This window comes from Pseudomonas guineae (assembly GCF_900113745.1).
In the GTDB taxonomy this organism is placed as follows: domain Bacteria; phylum Pseudomonadota; class Gammaproteobacteria; order Pseudomonadales; family Pseudomonadaceae; genus Aquipseudomonas; species Aquipseudomonas guineae.
In genome coordinates, this window is the sequence record NZ_FOQL01000004.1 from 120,105 (window position 1) to 133,854 (window position 13,750).

Annotated in this window: 15 protein-coding genes; 8 read left to right on the forward strand and 7 right to left on the reverse strand. The window is 60.2% G+C overall.

All coding sequences use genetic code 11. The features are described from left to right. Window positions 1-10 precede the first annotated feature (10 nt). A complete protein-coding gene (locus BMZ32_RS14765) occupies window positions 11-2,647 on the forward strand; it encodes an EAL domain-containing protein (protein WP_090243305.1) in 2,637 nt (878 codons plus the stop codon). Between the two features lie 105 nt (window positions 2,648-2,752). On the opposite strand, the gene BMZ32_RS14770 is transcribed toward BMZ32_RS14765, so the two are convergent. The 5 genes from BMZ32_RS14770 to BMZ32_RS14790 form a co-directional block, all read right to left on the reverse strand. Beyond that, window positions 2,753-3,364: a class I SAM-dependent methyltransferase gene (locus BMZ32_RS14770; protein WP_090243887.1), complete on the reverse strand. Its 612-nt coding sequence runs from the start codon at window positions 3,362-3,364 to the stop codon at window positions 2,753-2,755. A 21-nt stretch (window positions 3,365-3,385) separates the two neighbouring features. After that, complete coding sequence (locus BMZ32_RS14775; protein WP_090243307.1) at window positions 3,386-3,736, reverse strand: DUF5629 family protein; 351 nt, start codon at window positions 3,734-3,736, stop codon at window positions 3,386-3,388. A gap of 15 nt (window positions 3,737-3,751) precedes the next feature. After that, window positions 3,752-4,393 carry an NAD(P)H-binding protein gene (locus BMZ32_RS14780; RefSeq protein WP_090243310.1) on the reverse strand — a complete coding sequence of 214 codons (642 nt, stop codon included), beginning with the start codon at window positions 4,391-4,393 and terminating at the stop codon, window positions 3,752-3,754. 82 nt (window positions 4,394-4,475) lie between these two features. Further along, entirely contained in the window at window positions 4,476-6,203 is a 1,728-nt protein-coding gene (locus BMZ32_RS14785) for a C13 family peptidase (RefSeq protein ID WP_090243312.1), read from the reverse strand. A 137-nt stretch (window positions 6,204-6,340) separates the two neighbouring features. Further along, entirely contained in the window at window positions 6,341-6,796 is a 456-nt protein-coding gene (locus BMZ32_RS14790; RefSeq protein ID WP_090243314.1) for a MaoC family dehydratase, read from the reverse strand. Window positions 6,797-7,015: 219 nt separating this feature from the next. On the opposite strand from BMZ32_RS14790, the gene BMZ32_RS14795 reads away from it, so the two are divergent. Genes BMZ32_RS14795 through BMZ32_RS14805 form a run of 3 tightly spaced genes read left to right on the forward strand, consistent with a single transcriptional unit; the run spans window position 7,016 to window position 8,686 of the window. Continuing rightward, a complete protein-coding gene (locus tag BMZ32_RS14795) occupies window positions 7,016-7,375 on the forward strand; it encodes a CidA/LrgA family protein (protein WP_090243317.1) in 360 nt (119 codons plus the stop codon). Then, window positions 7,372-8,088 carry an LrgB family protein gene (locus BMZ32_RS14800; protein WP_423815437.1) on the forward strand — a complete coding sequence of 239 codons (717 nt, stop codon included), beginning with the start codon at window positions 7,372-7,374 and terminating at the stop codon, window positions 8,086-8,088. The genes BMZ32_RS14795 and BMZ32_RS14800 overlap by 4 nt, the downstream gene beginning before the upstream one ends. 10 nt (window positions 8,089-8,098) lie before the next feature. After that, a complete protein-coding gene (locus BMZ32_RS14805; RefSeq protein WP_090243318.1) occupies window positions 8,099-8,686 on the forward strand; it encodes an LON peptidase substrate-binding domain-containing protein in 588 nt (195 codons plus the stop codon). On the opposite strand, the gene BMZ32_RS14810 is transcribed toward BMZ32_RS14805, so the two are convergent. Both BMZ32_RS14810 and BMZ32_RS14815 read right to left on the reverse strand, forming a co-directional pair. Then, window positions 8,680-9,996 carry a bifunctional DedA family/phosphatase PAP2 family protein gene (locus tag BMZ32_RS14810; RefSeq protein WP_090243320.1) on the reverse strand — a complete coding sequence of 439 codons (1,317 nt, stop codon included), beginning with the start codon at window positions 9,994-9,996 and terminating at the stop codon, window positions 8,680-8,682. The genes BMZ32_RS14805 and BMZ32_RS14810 overlap by 7 nt on opposite strands. Next, the gene (locus tag BMZ32_RS14815) at window positions 9,993-10,709 is read right to left on the reverse strand and encodes a DNA-3-methyladenine glycosylase (RefSeq protein ID WP_090243322.1); all 717 of its coding nucleotides are present in this window, start codon (window positions 10,707-10,709) and stop codon (window positions 9,993-9,995) included. The genes BMZ32_RS14810 and BMZ32_RS14815 overlap by 4 nt, the downstream gene beginning before the upstream one ends. Before the next feature lie 182 nt (window positions 10,710-10,891). Here BMZ32_RS14815 and BMZ32_RS14820 point away from each other — a divergent pair, with 182 nt between their 5' ends. The 4 genes from BMZ32_RS14820 to rlmH are packed head-to-tail and all read left to right on the forward strand — an operon-like array spanning window position 10,892 to window position 13,726. Next, window positions 10,892-12,157, forward strand: coding sequence for a glutamate-5-semialdehyde dehydrogenase (locus tag BMZ32_RS14820; protein WP_090243891.1), 1,266 nt, complete (start codon window positions 10,892-10,894; stop codon window positions 12,155-12,157). Then, window positions 12,157-12,831, forward strand: coding sequence for a nicotinate-nucleotide adenylyltransferase (gene nadD, locus BMZ32_RS14825; protein ID WP_090243324.1), 675 nt, complete (start codon window positions 12,157-12,159; stop codon window positions 12,829-12,831). Before BMZ32_RS14820 ends, nadD begins: the two co-directional genes overlap by 1 nt. 43 nt (window positions 12,832-12,874) lie before the next feature. Continuing rightward, entirely contained in the window at window positions 12,875-13,246 is a 372-nt protein-coding gene (gene rsfS, locus BMZ32_RS14830) for a ribosome silencing factor (RefSeq protein WP_090243893.1), read from the forward strand. Window positions 13,247-13,258: 12 nt separating this feature from the next. Next, window positions 13,259-13,726, forward strand: a complete 468-nt coding sequence (gene rlmH, locus BMZ32_RS14835; RefSeq protein WP_090243326.1) for a 23S rRNA (pseudouridine(1915)-N(3))-methyltransferase RlmH — start codon at window positions 13,259-13,261, stop codon at window positions 13,724-13,726. The last annotated feature ends 24 nt before the right edge of the window (window positions 13,727-13,750 follow it).

Sequence of the window (13,750 nt, forward strand, 5' to 3'; positions counted from 1 at the left end):
GGATAACTGAATGCTCCTGGAACTGATCAAGAATGCCACCCTGCTGATTACCCTGTGCTGGATGCATGGCTTGATTACACGTTACCTAGATGAGCGTTCGACCACCGGCAAGCTGTTTTCCGGCGCATTGTTTGGCGCGGCCTGTGTAATTGGCATGACATTTCCGCTCACGCTTGAGCAAGGCTTGATCTTCGATGGTCGCACCGTGGTGCTGAGCATGGCGGCCTTCTTCTGTGGGCCGCTGGTGGGGTTGATCGCCGGTGCTATCGCCGGGGTTTATCGCTTGTGGCTTGGCGGTGTGGGCGCGATGCCAGGGCTGCTCAACATCCTGATGCCAGTGCTCATGGGGCTGGCTTATCGCCGCCTGCACATGTCTGGCCGCGTGCCATTCACTTTTCTCTCGCTTTTGGTCTTTGCCGGGCTTGTACAGGGCTTGCAGGTCGCCATTCTGACCGTGTTGGCATCTGACCAGTTCGCCGCGTCCCAGCAATATGCATTTGCGTTGTGGCCCCTGGTCTTGGTCTTGATCCCCTCGACCTTGGTACTCGGTTATCTGCTGAAGGATATTCGCCGGCAGAAGCGTGATCGTGAAGCGCTGCGCCAGAGTGAGGCGCAGTTGCAGGCCATTACCGAGGCGGTGCCTGACCTGTCCATGGTGCTGGATGAGGATGGCCGCTATGTGAAGATCAAGTCCCCCGACAGCACCCTGCTGTTTTCCGAGGGTGAATGTTTGCTGGGTCGGCTTATGGCAGATGTGCTGCCAACCAGTCAGGCCGAGCTTTTTATGCAGTTGATTGGGCGAACCCTAGCCAGTGACCAGGCGCAAACCATTGAATATGACATGCAAACACCGGCCGGTCGGCGGGTCTTTGAAGGCCGTGCGCGGCGTCTGGATATTAAGGTGAATGGCAAGCGGGCCCTGGTTTTTATGGCGCGCGACATTACCGAGCGGGTCGCCCTTGAGTTGGATCGGCGCATCGCCGCCATTGCCTTTGAGTCGCCGCAGGGCATGCTGATTACCGATGCCAGTACGCGGATCCTCAAAGCCAACCGTGCATTTAGCGAGATATCTGGCTACAGCCTGGAGGACGTCGTTGGGCAGCCCACGCGCATGCTCGGTTCGGGGCGCCAAGGCCCTGAGTTCTATCAGGCCATGTGGCGCAGCCTGCAAGAAACCGGGTTGTGGGAGGGGGAAATATGGAATCGGCGCAAGTGCGGCGAGGTTTTCCCTGAGTGGTTAACCATTGGTGCCGTGCATGATGAGCAAGGGCTGGTGACTAACTACGTGGCATCGTTGATGGATATCAGTGAACGCAAAAATGCCGAACAGAAAATCCTCCATCTGGCTTTTTATGACCCCTTGACCGGTCTGCCCAACCGCCGTCTGTTGCGCGATCGGCTTGAGCAAGCAACTGCCCTGTGTCGCAGGAAGGGCCAGTATGCGGCGTTGATTTTTCTCGATCTGGACGACTTTAAAAACGTTAATGACGTTTATGGGCATCAGGTCGGGGATGAGCTGCTGTGTCAGGTCGCAGATCGCTTAAGGCACGCTGTGCGTGAGCTGGATACGGTGGCACGCCTGGGTGGCGATGAGTTTGTCATCATGCTTGAGGGCTTGGAGTTCATCGCCGAAGAGGCCGGCTCCCAGGTTGAACACATCGGTAGCAAGCTGATGCTCGCGCTGCGAGAGCCGTATGAGGTCAATGGCCAGCATTTCTTCAATAGCGCCAGCCTAGGCGCCGTGTTGTTCAATGATGAGCAACAGTCGGTGGATGAGCTGATGCAGTGCGCTGACTTGTCCATGTACAGCGCCAAATCAGCCGGCAAGGACACTTTGAGCTTTTATGACCCGCGCATGCAGGAGGTGGTCAGCCAGCGCCTGCAGCTGGAGCAAGACATGCGCCGAGGCTTGGCTGCCGGCGAATTTGTCTTGTATCTACAAACGCAAATTAACCAGCACGGTGAGTCGCAGGGCGCGGAAGCGCTGGTTCGCTGGCAGCATCCGCAGCGTGGCTTGCTGGGGCCGGGCACCTTTATCGAAATTGCCGAGCGCAGCGGGTTGATCGCCGAGCTTGATCTCTACGTGCTTAAACAAGGCTGCAGTTTGCTGGCGCGCTGGGCCTTAGAGCCGCGGTTGGCCGGGTTGAGCCTGGCGGTGAATATCAGCAGTCGGCTGCTGTTTAAGGATGGCTTCATCGACATATTGCACCAGGCTTTGGCTGACAGCGGCGCCAACCCGCAGCGCTTGAAGCTGGAAATAACTGAGTCGCTGTTGCTGACCGACAAGAACGAGGCGGCTGTGCGCATGCAAACCCTGCAGGCCATCGGTATTCGTTTCTCCATCGATGATTTCGGTACCGGCTATTCATCAATGGCCTATCTGCAGCAGTTACCGCTTGATCAGTTGAAGATCGACCAGTCGTTTGTGCGTGATCTACCCGGCAGTTCCAGCAATTTAGCGATCGTCCGGGCGATTTTGGCTTTGGCCGAGAGCTTGGGGCTTGAAGCCATCGCTGAGGGGGTGGAAACCCAGGCGCAACATGACGTGCTGCTGGCGAACGGTTGTCAGCACTTTCAGGGTTATTTGTTCAGCAAACCGATTGCCATTGATGTTTTCGAAGCCATGCAGGTGTGTGCGTCAGTGTGATCGTTGCGCTGCCCGCTAACTGAGGCTCACAGCAGTGGTTACGGCGTCCTCGCCGCAAGAGCACCGTGCAGCGCCCATAGGCGGAAACGGCTGTAAAGCACCGGCCTAGTTAGCCCAGCCTTGGTAGATATAGGTCATGGGCTTAGGACCTTTGAGGTAGCGGTTATTCAGCTCGCCGATTTCAAAGCCGCCGGCGCGGATCAGCGCGGCGATATCGCGGTTGAGGTGGCAACCACCGGAAAACGGCTTCCACATAGGCGTCAGCCGATTCTGCCAGCGAACTACCGGCAACTCAGGCGCGAGGCCATGTTCGCAAAACAGCAAACGCCCGCCGGGTTTGAGCACGCGGCGCATCTCGCGCAATGCGGCTACGGCATCGGGGATGGTGCACAGGGTGAAGGTGCAGACAATGCTGTCGAAGCTGGCGTCCTCCGCCTGGATTTGCCCCAGTTCGAGGGCAATCATCTCCACCGGGATGCTGATCGCTTCGGCACGTTGCTGAGCCAGCTTCTGCATGTCGGCGCTGGGGTCGACACCGACTATCGCGCTGACTTTGCTGGAGTCATAGAAGGCCAGGTTGAGGCCGCTGCCAATACCAATTTCCAGCACTCGGCCGTGAGCCTGAGGCACCAGTTGCGAGCGGGCTTTCATCACCGCGCCCATGCCGCAGGCGAAGTCGATCAGGTGCGGCAGTAAGTAACGGTCATAGAAGCCCACGCGGTTGTCCTTTTTTGGCATTTACGCGACGTCGTTGCTGGCGTCGTCCGGCAGGTCGTCGTTGTCACCGCTAATGGCGGTAAAGCACTTGATCAGGTGAGTGCCGGCTGTGCCATTAATGCGCCACGCATCGGCCTCACCATCGAAGCGGGCAGCCACCACCTGGGCCAGGCTGAAGTGCCATTTGCGCAGGGCGCGGCCGTCCATGCATTCAATGTTCAGCAGCGGCGCTTCGCTGCTTGGTTGTGTGCCCGCTAGGTGTTGCGCGAGCTGTTCGTCGTCGAGCTGAAATTGCCAGGCATGCAAGTCGTCGATCTCCAGCATGTCGGCGTTGCTCAAAGCGTTGATTAGGTCGTGCGGGGTGGTGCTCATAGGTGGGTTCTTCTGTTAGCGGCCGAGACGGCGCAGTTGGTCAGATTCAATCACGCGGGTGCCGGCGTCTTCTTCCAGGGCCAGGCGCCACAGGGCGCGCGCCAGTACGGTGGCGTCGATGCCGCGGTATTTGCCCGGCAGCCAGCGCATAAAGGGTGCGGCCAGGCGTTCGCCCAAGCGAAATTCCTGACGTGCGCCGAGCAGCAGCGAGGGGCGGACGATGGTCAGCTGCGGCCAATCCTGCGCGCGCAGAGCCTGTTCCATTTCGCCTTTAACTTTGTTGTAGAGCACTGAGGCATTAGCGTCTGCACCGAGGGCGCTGATCACCAGCAGATGACGCGCGCCGAGTGCGCGTGCGCGTGCAGCGAAGGCGATCACTAAGTCGTGGTCGACTGCGCGAAAAGCTTCCGGCGAGCCGGCCTGCTTAATCGTGGTGCCCAGGCAGCAGAAGGCGGTATCGACATTGCCATCGAGTTGCGGCAACAGCGCGAGCAGTTCGCCTTGTGGGTTTTCTAAATGTGCATGCGCAGCCAGCGCCCGTCGGCTTGGGGCCAGTACGCGGACGACTGTGGGCTCATTCAGCAGGCGGTCCAGCAGGTGTTCACCGGTCAGGCCGGTGGCTCCGGCGAGGAGGATGTGCTGGGGCGTCAAATACATAACGTGGGGTTCTCCGCTGATATCAATCAGCTTAACAGGCTGAAGGAACTGCGCACTCTGCGCTTGCAGGTCGCTGTAATGGTTATGGATTGATCGCAGGTTGCGCTGCGCGTGGGGTGTTGAGAGCGAGCGCCGCTTGCTGCTCACGCAGCTTGTTCCACTGCGCGAGGACCGCCTTGGCAGGCCAGATTTGCGGTTCGGACGGCTCGAAGCCATCGGCTTTTTCGCGCGCGGCGACGCTGGCCTGGGCCAGTGTGAAGGCACGCTGCAGGTCATCGGTCTGTTGCAGGGCTTCAGCAAATAACGCACGGCCGAAGTAAGTGAAATCGTTTTCCTCCGAGCAGCCAAATGACACCCGGTCGGCGCGGGCAGCGGTGATTACCAGGGTTTTTTCATCCTGCACCTTGGGGATAAAACCGCCCGAGTAGCAGGCCGAAATCACCAGTACCTTGTAGCGCTCTTTGAGCGGTTTCAGCAGGGTGGCCAGTTCGCTGGCGGGCAGGTCGCCGAGCTGCAGGCGTGGCTGGTTGAGGTGCAGTTCGTGTTGCGCGGAGCCATGGCTGGTCAGGTAGATAAAGATCAGATCCTCTGGCCCGCTGCGCACCGCCAGGGCTTGCAGTGAGCGGCCCAGGCTGGCGCTGGTGGCCAGCGGGCGATCCGCCAAGTGGTCGCGGTGATTGACCAAGGTAATCCGGCCATAGGCGGCGAAGCGTTTCTGCAGCAGATCACCTACGTAGTCGGCCTCGCGCATAAACACGCTCTGTTTGCCGTCACCAGCCAGGGTCAGCGCGTACAACTCGATAGCGGGGGTCGAGGCGGGTAGCTGGGCAATCGCGGCATCGAGCAGTCGGCCTTGCTCCAGCAAGCCGATGGCCAAGGTGTCTGGTACTGCTTGGCCATCGCTATCGCGAATCAGTCGACCTTGCCGCCAGGTACCGCTTTGCTGACTGCCGTCGGCCAGGGTCAGGCTGCCGCTGCCGTGGTATTTACCGTAGGCAAAGTGGCCCTGATAAATGCTGCCGTCGGCGAGACTCAAGCGGCCTTCACCATGGTAGTTCCAGTCACGAAACTGGCCTGCGTAATGACTACCGTCGACGGCCTTGAATTGACCTTTACCGGTCAGGCTGCCATTGACGAAGCGCCCGCTCCAGGCATCACCATCAGCGCTCTGAAAGCGACCTTTGCCGTGGAATTGGTTGTCGCGAAACTCCCCGCTGTAGAGATCGCCACCAAGGTTCTTGAAACTGCCCTGGCCATTGAGTTGCTGGTTGTCGAAGGTGCCGACGTACTCATTACCTTCAGCGTCGCCCAGTACACCTTGGCCGTGGGGCTGACCTTTGCGGAACTGGCCCTGGAAACGTTCTCCATTGCGCCACTGCAACGAGCCCAGGCCGCTGTAAAGGCCGTTGCTGAATTCGCCGCGATATTCCAGCTCGCTGCTTTTGAGGTGGCCTTCGCCGCTGGGCATGCCGTTGGCAAAGCCGCCGACATAGCGGCTGCCATCGCTGTAAGTGAGGCTGCCCTGGCCATGGAAATTGCCGCCCTTAAATTCGCCGGTATACACCTCGCCCTGTGCACTGTGCCATCCACCGGGGCCGTTGAATTGACCATCCTTAAACGTCCCTTGGTAATAACGGCCGTCGCTGTAATCCAAGCGCCCTGGGCCCTGCAGCAGACCGTCAAGCACCTCGCCGCGGTAGCGGCCACCATCGGGCAGCAGCGCATTGGCGGGCAGCAGCGGTTCGCCATCGCCACAGGCGACAAGCAGTAGAGCAAGGCCTAAGGGAGCCAAGAAGGAAAGGCAGCGCATGCAGAAGGTCCGGGCTGTAGTGTCGCTTTGAGTATGCCTTAAACCGCTGTGCGTGCCGTGATAGAGCGCTATGAAAATACTCATGCATAAAAAAGGCGCACTCGCCACTGGCGGTGCGCCATTGCTGACGCTGTGCTTCAGACGAAGCAGAGGGTCAGCGGCTCAGCAATGTAGGCAGGTTTTTCCGATCCTTCGATTTCCAGCACAACCTTGGCTTTTAGCAGCCACTGGCCCGGATTTTTTTCCGTAACTGCGGTCAGTGTGGCGACCAGGCGCACCTTGGAATTGACTTTTACCGGCTGGATAAAGCGCACGCTATCTAGGCCATAGTTAACGGCCATCTTCAGCCCGGTGGGCATGATCATGATGCCTTCCATCAGCTTGGGCACCAGTGACAGCGAGAGAAAACCGTGGGCGATGGTGGTGCCGAAAGGGGTGAGTTTGGCTTTTTCCGGATCGATGTGGATGAACTGGTGGTCGCCAGTGCACTCAGCAAACTGGTTGATGCGTTCTTGGTCGATGGTCAGCCAGTCGGAGCGGCCAAGTTCTTTGCCGATGTAGCTGGACAGTTCGGCGGCGGGTACTGATGTCATGGTTTCTCCTTGAAGACGCGAGTGTTGTTTTTTTTGGGGGCGTAAATCCTTCTGTCCTAAGATCATCATGGGTTTGCCACTGGGTCAAGTGGCTATTGTGGCGCGGCTGCAGGCCGCGGTTTATCCCGCGCAACTGCTGTAAGCCGGCCTTTAGAGGGGGCTTTTGCTTATAATGCGCGGCATTACGCCTAGGATCATACGATTCGGAGATTACCCGTCATGTTGTTACGCGGCCTTTTCTGGCTGGTGCTGTGCCAGTTGCTTGGCACGGCGCTGAATGTTTTGCTAATCCCGATGCTGCCTGGGCCGATTATCGGCATGCTGCTGCTGTTTGCTTTTCTTTTGTTACGCGGTGAAGTGGGTGAGCCGCTGCGCGAAGCCGCCGGCAGCCTGCTGAAATACCTGCCACTACTGTTGGTGCCGCCGGCGGTAGGGGTGATGGCTTATGCCGAGGCCATTTCTGCCGACTTTTGGGCGATTGCCGGTGCGCTATTGTTGTCACTGTTGCTCTCGATTGTGTTCGCCGGCTGGCTGATGCAGCGGCTGATCGATCGCCAGCAACGTCGCAAGGGTGCATGACTGTGGAGTGGAGCTCAGCCTGGCAGGCGTTAATTCACCATCCGCTGTTTGGTGTCGGTATCACCTTAGGGGCTTACCAGCTGGCAATGGCTGTGTACGAAAAGACCCGCTGGGTATTTCTGCAGCCGGTGCTGGTGTCGATGCTTACGGTGATCGGTATTCTCCTGGCCTGCGGCCTGACGTTCGCCGAGTACAAAGACAGCGCCGCCGCACTAACGTTGTTCCTTGGGCCGACTACGGTGGCGTTGGCAGTGCCGCTGTTTGTTAACTTACGGCGGATTCGTCAGCTGTTCTGGCCCACCTTTATCACGCTGCTGTTGGCCGGGGTGGTCGCTACGGTGCTGGGGGTGACCCTGGCCTGGGCCTTTGGCGCGGAACACATCATGCTGATGAGCATGGCGCCCAAGTCGGTGACCTCGCCGATTGCCATGCTGGTGGCCAGTCAGATTGGAGGCATTGCGGCGTTGGCAGCGGTGTTCGTGATGATCACCGGGATCATCGGTGCGATTGTTGGGCCTTCATTGCTCAAGCGATTTGGCGTGCAGCATCCTGCGGCGCTGGGCATGGCCTTGGGTTTGACCGCGCATGCGGTCGGCACGGCGCGAGCGCTGCAGGAGGGTGAGGAGTGTGGTGCGTTTGCCGCCTTGGCAATGAGCCTGATGGGCGTATTCACAGCCGTATTGCTGCCGCTGGCTATTTTGTTGTGGCTATAAGGAGATGCCTGTGACTTTGCCGTTATTTCCACTGAATACCGTGTTGTTTCCCGGCTGCATGCTGGATTTGCAGGTATTCGAAGCGCGTTACCTGGACATGGTTAGCCGCTGCATGAAGCAGGGCCAAGGTTTTGGCGTGGTCTGCATAATCGATGGCGCCGAGGTGGGCGAGGCTGCTGGGCAGTTCTCGGCAGTCGGCTGCGAAGCGTTGATTCGCGACTTCCAGCAACGGCCCAATGGGCTACTGGGGATTCGTGTTGAGGGTGGCCGGCGCTTTCGGGTGCAGCGTGCTCAGCTGCTGTCGGATCAGCTGACTGTAGCTGAGGTCGAATGGCTGGACGAGCCGCCTGAGCAGCCGCTGACCACTGAGCATGCCGACCTGGCTGCCTTGCTGGAGGCGCTAAACGCGCATCCGCTGGTGGCGTCGTTGGGCATGTCGAACGAGCCGGCCGGCCAGGATGCGTTGGCTAACCAACTGGCCTACCTGTTGCCGTTGGACGTTGAGCAAAAGCTGACGCTGCTCGAAACCGCCGATGCACCGTTACGCTTGGAGCTGTTGCAGCAACTGCTTGAACAGTTGCAGGGCGAGCGTCAGTAACGGTAAAGCTGCAGCCCGGCGGACAGCTGCCAGGTGGTGATGCCGCCCAGTAGGGCGATAATCGCGGGTAGCAACAGCCACCAGGTCTTTTCAGGCAGGGCCGGCAGCGCCGTGCGCCATTGCGCCAGCGTCAGGCTCAGGGCGCAGATGCAGGCCGCCAGGATGGCGCCGGCGATGATGTCGCTGGGCCAATGCACCCCTAGGTAAATCCTTGAGCCGGCAATCGCGGCAGCGGGAAAGCTTGCCAGTAGCATCCAGGTCAGACGCATGCGCGGCGGTTGTCCGCGCCCCGCCAGCACACCGAGCAGCAAAAAGAAGGCAAACGCTGCCGAGCTGTGGCCGCTGGGAAAGCTAAAGCTACTCAGGGGCTCAAGCAGCACATCGGGGCGGCTGCGGGCGAACAACGTCTTTAGCGCGCTGTTGGCTAAGGCCGTGCCAAGCAGGGTGCCAATGGCCAGGCACAGGGTTCGCCATTGCCGCGTTGCCAGCAGTGCCAGGCACAGCAGTAAAGCCGCTGCCAGTTGCGTGGTCAGATCGCCGAGGCGGGTAATCAGCACCATCAGCGTATCCAGTGCGGGGGCGCGATGCTCCTGAACCAGGCTCAGCAAACCTTGGTCGAGCGGGCTGAGGTGTGGCCAGCTGAGCATCAGGCCGATCAGCAGCGCCAGGCACGCAACCGCCGTCAGCAAGCTGGTATGGCGCACGCCGCGCAAGCTGCCTTGTACGCTGACGCCGACCACCAGCGCAACGCCGGCCGCAATGGCACCGGCCTCCGTCCAGAAGCCTTCCGGCAGTGGCAGGCGCAGCGCCGCGCCAGTAGCCCAGCCAGGCAGCATGTAGGCGACTGACCAGCCGGCCCCTGCCAGCAGGCTGACGATAAAAAAGCGCGCGAAGGGCATGTCGAACATGCCGGCTATCATCGGCAGCATAGGGCGTAGCGGGCCGATAAAACGACCGATCAGCAGGCTGGTGACGCCGTAGCGCAGGAAATAACTGTGCGCGCTACTCAGCCATTGCGGGTGATTGCGCAGTATCGGTAAGCGGCCGATGTCCTGATGAAAATAACGCCCCAGCGCATAGGACAGGCAGTCGCCCAGCATGCCGCCGGAAAAGGCTAGCAGCAGGGTTTCGCTCAGGCCGAGTGCGCCGTTGCCCGCCAGTGCGGCCACCGCGAACAGCAGCACGGTGCCGGGCACCAACAGGCCGACAATCGCCAGGCATTCGAGGCAGGCGAGCAGAAAAATTGCCAGGCCCAGCCATTGCGGGTTGGCGCTTAGCCAGAGGGTCAGGGTGTCGAACCAGTGGCTCATCGATGATTGTCCGTGCGGCTGAGTAAGTGATAATCCTGGCCGGCTATTTGTCCGCGGCGCAGTGGGTTACGTGTGCAATGGCGGGCAAAGTCGGCATCGACAAAACGGTAGGGCAGTTGTTCGTCGCGGCCCTGGGGGATGCCCAGACGCATGCATTGCACGACGTGTGCGGGGCGTTGGTCGAGGTCTTCAACAAACAAGCGCTGCTCATCGAAGGGCTGTGCGTCCCAGTCGGGCACTTTCAGGCCGAGGGCTTTGCACAGCAGGGTTTGGCCATTGCACAACTTGTCTAGCGTGCGTGCTCGACCTTGGCTGTCGGGGTTGTTGCGCTGCATCTGCGCCACTGCATCCGCGCCGCTGTGCGTGTCCTGCCATGGGTAGGCGGATTTGATCAGCACCGCATTGCCTGGCCCCTGAGCGCTGAAATTCAGCGAATCACCGCCGCGCGCGTAGTACATATAAATGTGCCCGCCCTCCATAAACAACGCTCGGCGTTTGTGGGTATAGCCGAGAGATGCGTGGCTGCCTTTCTCGCTCAGGTAATAGGCTTCGGTTTCAATAATCCGCGCGCTCAGCCATTGCTCGCCGTGCTTATGGCGAATCACCTTGCCGAGCAGCGCGCGGGCCAGTACGCGTGCGTCGCGGTCGAAAAAGCTCGCCGGCAGGGCACGATTTTCGGGCCAGGGCAAGCTAGGGCTGGGGTCGTGTGGCATGCGCTGTCACGGCTGCTCGGCGGTGCATAGGGTGGGCGATAGTAACAATAAGCGCATGAAGCGTGCCTGAAAGTGCGCGTGTCAGCCGCTTCGCGCCTACCGTCCGCCGCGCAGCGCTGGGCGTGGAGCAGCGCGACCGTTATACTCAGCGACTTTTTTCAACCGCCAGACCCGCCAAGACTATGACTGAGTCCGTGCTCGACTATATGACCCGCCTGGGGCAGGCCGCCCGCAGCGCCTCGCGCGTGCTCGCGCGCGCCAGTACTGCGCAGAAAAATCGTGCCCTGCAGGCCGCTGCTGCCGCGCTGGATGCGGCTCGCAGCGAGCTGGCCAGTGCCAACGAACTGGACCTGGCCGCCGCGCGCGCCAGCGGTCTGGAGCCGGCCATGGTTGATCGTCTGGCGCTGACCCCGGTGGTGATCGACAGCATGATTGAAGGCCTGCGTCAGGTCGCCACGCTGCCAGACCCTATTGGTGAGATCCGTGACATGCGCTTCCTGCCGTCCGGCATTCAGGTCGGCAAGATGCGTGTGCCGCTTGGCGTGATCGGCATCATTTATGAATCGCGGCCAAACGTGACCATCGATGCCGCCAGCCTGTGCCTGAAATCTGGTAATGCGGCCATCCTGCGTGGCGGCTCGGAGGCGATTCATTCGAATCAGGCGATTGCCCGCTGCATTCAGCTTGGTTTGAGCGAGGCCGGCTTGCCAGCCAGCGCCGTGCAAGTGGTGGAGACCACTGACCGCGCGGCTGTCGGTGCGCTGATCACCATGCCTGAGTTCGTTGACGTGATCGTGCCGCGTGGCGGCAAGGGCTTAATCGAGCGCATCAGTCGTGATGCCAAGGTGCCGGTGATTAAGCATCTGGATGGCGTGTGCCACGTTTACATCGACGTCGCCGCTGATCTCGATAAGGCGATTCGGGTTGCCGATAACTCCAAGACTCAGCGCTACTCGCCGTGCAACGCCATGGAAACCTTGCTGGTGCATAGCGCCGTTGCCGCCAAGGTGTTGCCACCGCTGGCCGCCATTTACCGCGACAAAGGCGTTGAATTGCGTGGCGATGCTGCGACCCGCGCATTGCTGGGCAGTGATGTGCTGGAGGCGAGCGAAGACGACTGGTTCGCCGAGTACAACGCGCCGATCCTAGCGGTTCGTATCGTTGATTCGCTGGACGCAGCGATTGAGCACATCAACCACTACGGCTCCAAGCACACCGACTCGATCATTACCGAGAACTTCAGCGATGCGCGGCGTTTCCTTACCGAGGTGGATTCCGCTTCGGTGATGGTCAATGCCTCGACCCGCTTCGCCGATGGCTTCGAGTACGGCTTGGGCGCGGAAATCGGTATCTCCACGGACAAGTTACATGCCCGCGGTCCGGTCGGCCTGGATGGCCTGACCAGTGAGAAGTATGTGGTGTTCGGCGACGGGCATATCCGTACCTGATGGCCCGCCGCGACGGCGCTCGGCATACCGACGCCCGCCGCATCGGTGTGCTCGGTGGCACCTTTGATCCGGTGCATATTGGTCATTTGCGCAGCGCCGTGGAAGTCGCCGAGGTGTTGTTATTGGATGAGCTACGCCTGATACCCAGTGCGCGGCCGCCGCACCGCAGCGCACCGCAGGTCAGTGCGATGGATCGCCTGGCCATGGTTGAACTGGCGCTTGCGGGTGCCGCTGTGCTGCAGGTGGATGATCGCGAGCTGAAACGCGACAAGCCGTCCTACAGTATTGATACGTTGGAGTCATTGCGCGCTGAGTTGGCGGACGATGATCAGTTGTTGCTCATCCTGGGCTGGGATGCCTTCTGTGGCTTGCCCGGTTGGCAGCGCTGGGATGAGTTGTTGGAGCATTGCCATATCTTGGTGTTGCAGCGTCCGGATGCCGACAGTGAGGCGCCCGAAGCGCTGCGCAACCTGTTGGCCGCGCGCAGTGTGAGTGACCCTTCGGCCCTGAGTGGGCCGAGTGGGCAAATTGCTTTTATCTGGCAGACACCCTTGGCGGTGTCGGCCACCCAGATCCGCGCGCTACTGGCGAGCGGAAAGTCGGCACGCTTTTTAGTGCCTGACGCGGTACTGGCCTATATCCATGCGCACGGACTGTACCGTGGCGCGAATTGAACACGAGGCAAACGAGTTACTTATGACGAACGCAAAAAAAATCATGCCGAGCGAAGACCTGGTCAAACTGGCTATCGCAGCTCTAGAAGAAATCAAAGCGCAGGACATCACCACCATCGATGTGCGTGGCAAAACCAGCATCACCGATTTCATGCTGATCGCCAGCGGCACGTCGAGCCGTCACGTTAAGTCGCTGATCGACAACGTGTTGGAGAAAGTAAAAGAGCAGGGCGTGCGCCCGATCGGCACCGAAGGCATGGATACCGGCGAGTGGGCATTGCTCGACCTCGGCGACATCGTGGTGCACGTTATGCTGCCGACTGCCCGCCAGTTCTACGACCTTGAGCGTCTGTGGCAGGGTGCCGAGCAGAGTCGCGCGCAGTTTAGCGCCGAGCCGAGCCCAGAGCAGGAATAAGGACGCGCAGCGGTGCGGATTAAACTGATCGCCGTCGGCTCGCGGATGCCGCGTTGGGTTGAAGACGGCTGGCAAGAATACGCCAAGCGCATGCCCAGCGAGCTGTCCTTAGAGCTCGTGGAGGTTCCGTTGACCACCCGCGGTAAAAATGCCGATGTGGCGCGGATGATCCGCCAGGAAGGCGAGGCCATGCTGAGCAAGGTGCAGCCAGGGGAACGGATTGTCACCCTGGAAGTCGAAGGGCGACCTTGGAGTACCGAGCAACTGGCGGTCGAGCTGGACAAGTGGCGCCTGGATGCACGTACCGTCAACCTCATGGTCGGCGGCCCGGAAGGGCTGGCGCCCGAGGTGCAGGCGCGCAGTGAGCAGCGCTGGTCGTTGTCGCCGCTGACCCTGCCGCATCCCTTGGTGCGTATTCTGATTGGCGAGCAGATGTACCGCGCCTGGACTGTGTTGTCCGGCCACCCCTACCACAAATGATTTCCCACAGATAATCAGCAGCCA

Excerpts from the sequence above, each read along its gene's own strand:
- BMZ32_RS14765 (WP_090243305.1), top strand. The coding sequence starts at position 11 with ATGCTCCTGGAACTGATCAAGAATGCCACCCTGCTGATTACCCTGTGC.
- BMZ32_RS14775 (WP_090243307.1), bottom strand. The coding sequence starts at position 3,736 with ATGAGCACCACCCCGCACGACCTAATCAACGCTTTGAGCAACGCCGAC.
- BMZ32_RS14780 (WP_090243310.1), bottom strand. The coding sequence starts at position 4,393 with ATGTATTTGACGCCCCAGCACATCCTCCTCGCCGGAGCCACCGGCCTG.
- BMZ32_RS14785 (WP_090243312.1), bottom strand. The coding sequence starts at position 6,203 with ATGCGCTGCCTTTCCTTCTTGGCTCCCTTAGGCCTTGCTCTACTGCTT.
- BMZ32_RS14790 (WP_090243314.1), bottom strand. The coding sequence starts at position 6,796 with ATGACATCAGTACCCGCCGCCGAACTGTCCAGCTACATCGGCAAAGAA.
- BMZ32_RS14795 (WP_090243317.1), top strand. The coding sequence starts at position 7,016 with ATGTTGTTACGCGGCCTTTTCTGGCTGGTGCTGTGCCAGTTGCTTGGC.
- BMZ32_RS14800 (WP_423815437.1), top strand. The coding sequence starts at position 7,372 with ATGACTGTGGAGTGGAGCTCAGCCTGGCAGGCGTTAATTCACCATCCG.
- BMZ32_RS14810 (WP_090243320.1), bottom strand. The coding sequence starts at position 9,996 with ATGAGCCACTGGTTCGACACCCTGACCCTCTGGCTAAGCGCCAACCCG.
- BMZ32_RS14815 (WP_090243322.1), bottom strand. The coding sequence starts at position 10,709 with ATGCCACACGACCCCAGCCCTAGCTTGCCCTGGCCCGAAAATCGTGCC.
- BMZ32_RS14820 (WP_090243891.1), top strand. The coding sequence starts at position 10,892 with ATGACTGAGTCCGTGCTCGACTATATGACCCGCCTGGGGCAGGCCGCC.
- nadD (WP_090243324.1), top strand. The coding sequence starts at position 12,157 with ATGGCCCGCCGCGACGGCGCTCGGCATACCGACGCCCGCCGCATCGGT.
- rsfS (WP_090243893.1), top strand. The coding sequence starts at position 12,875 with ATGCCGAGCGAAGACCTGGTCAAACTGGCTATCGCAGCTCTAGAAGAA.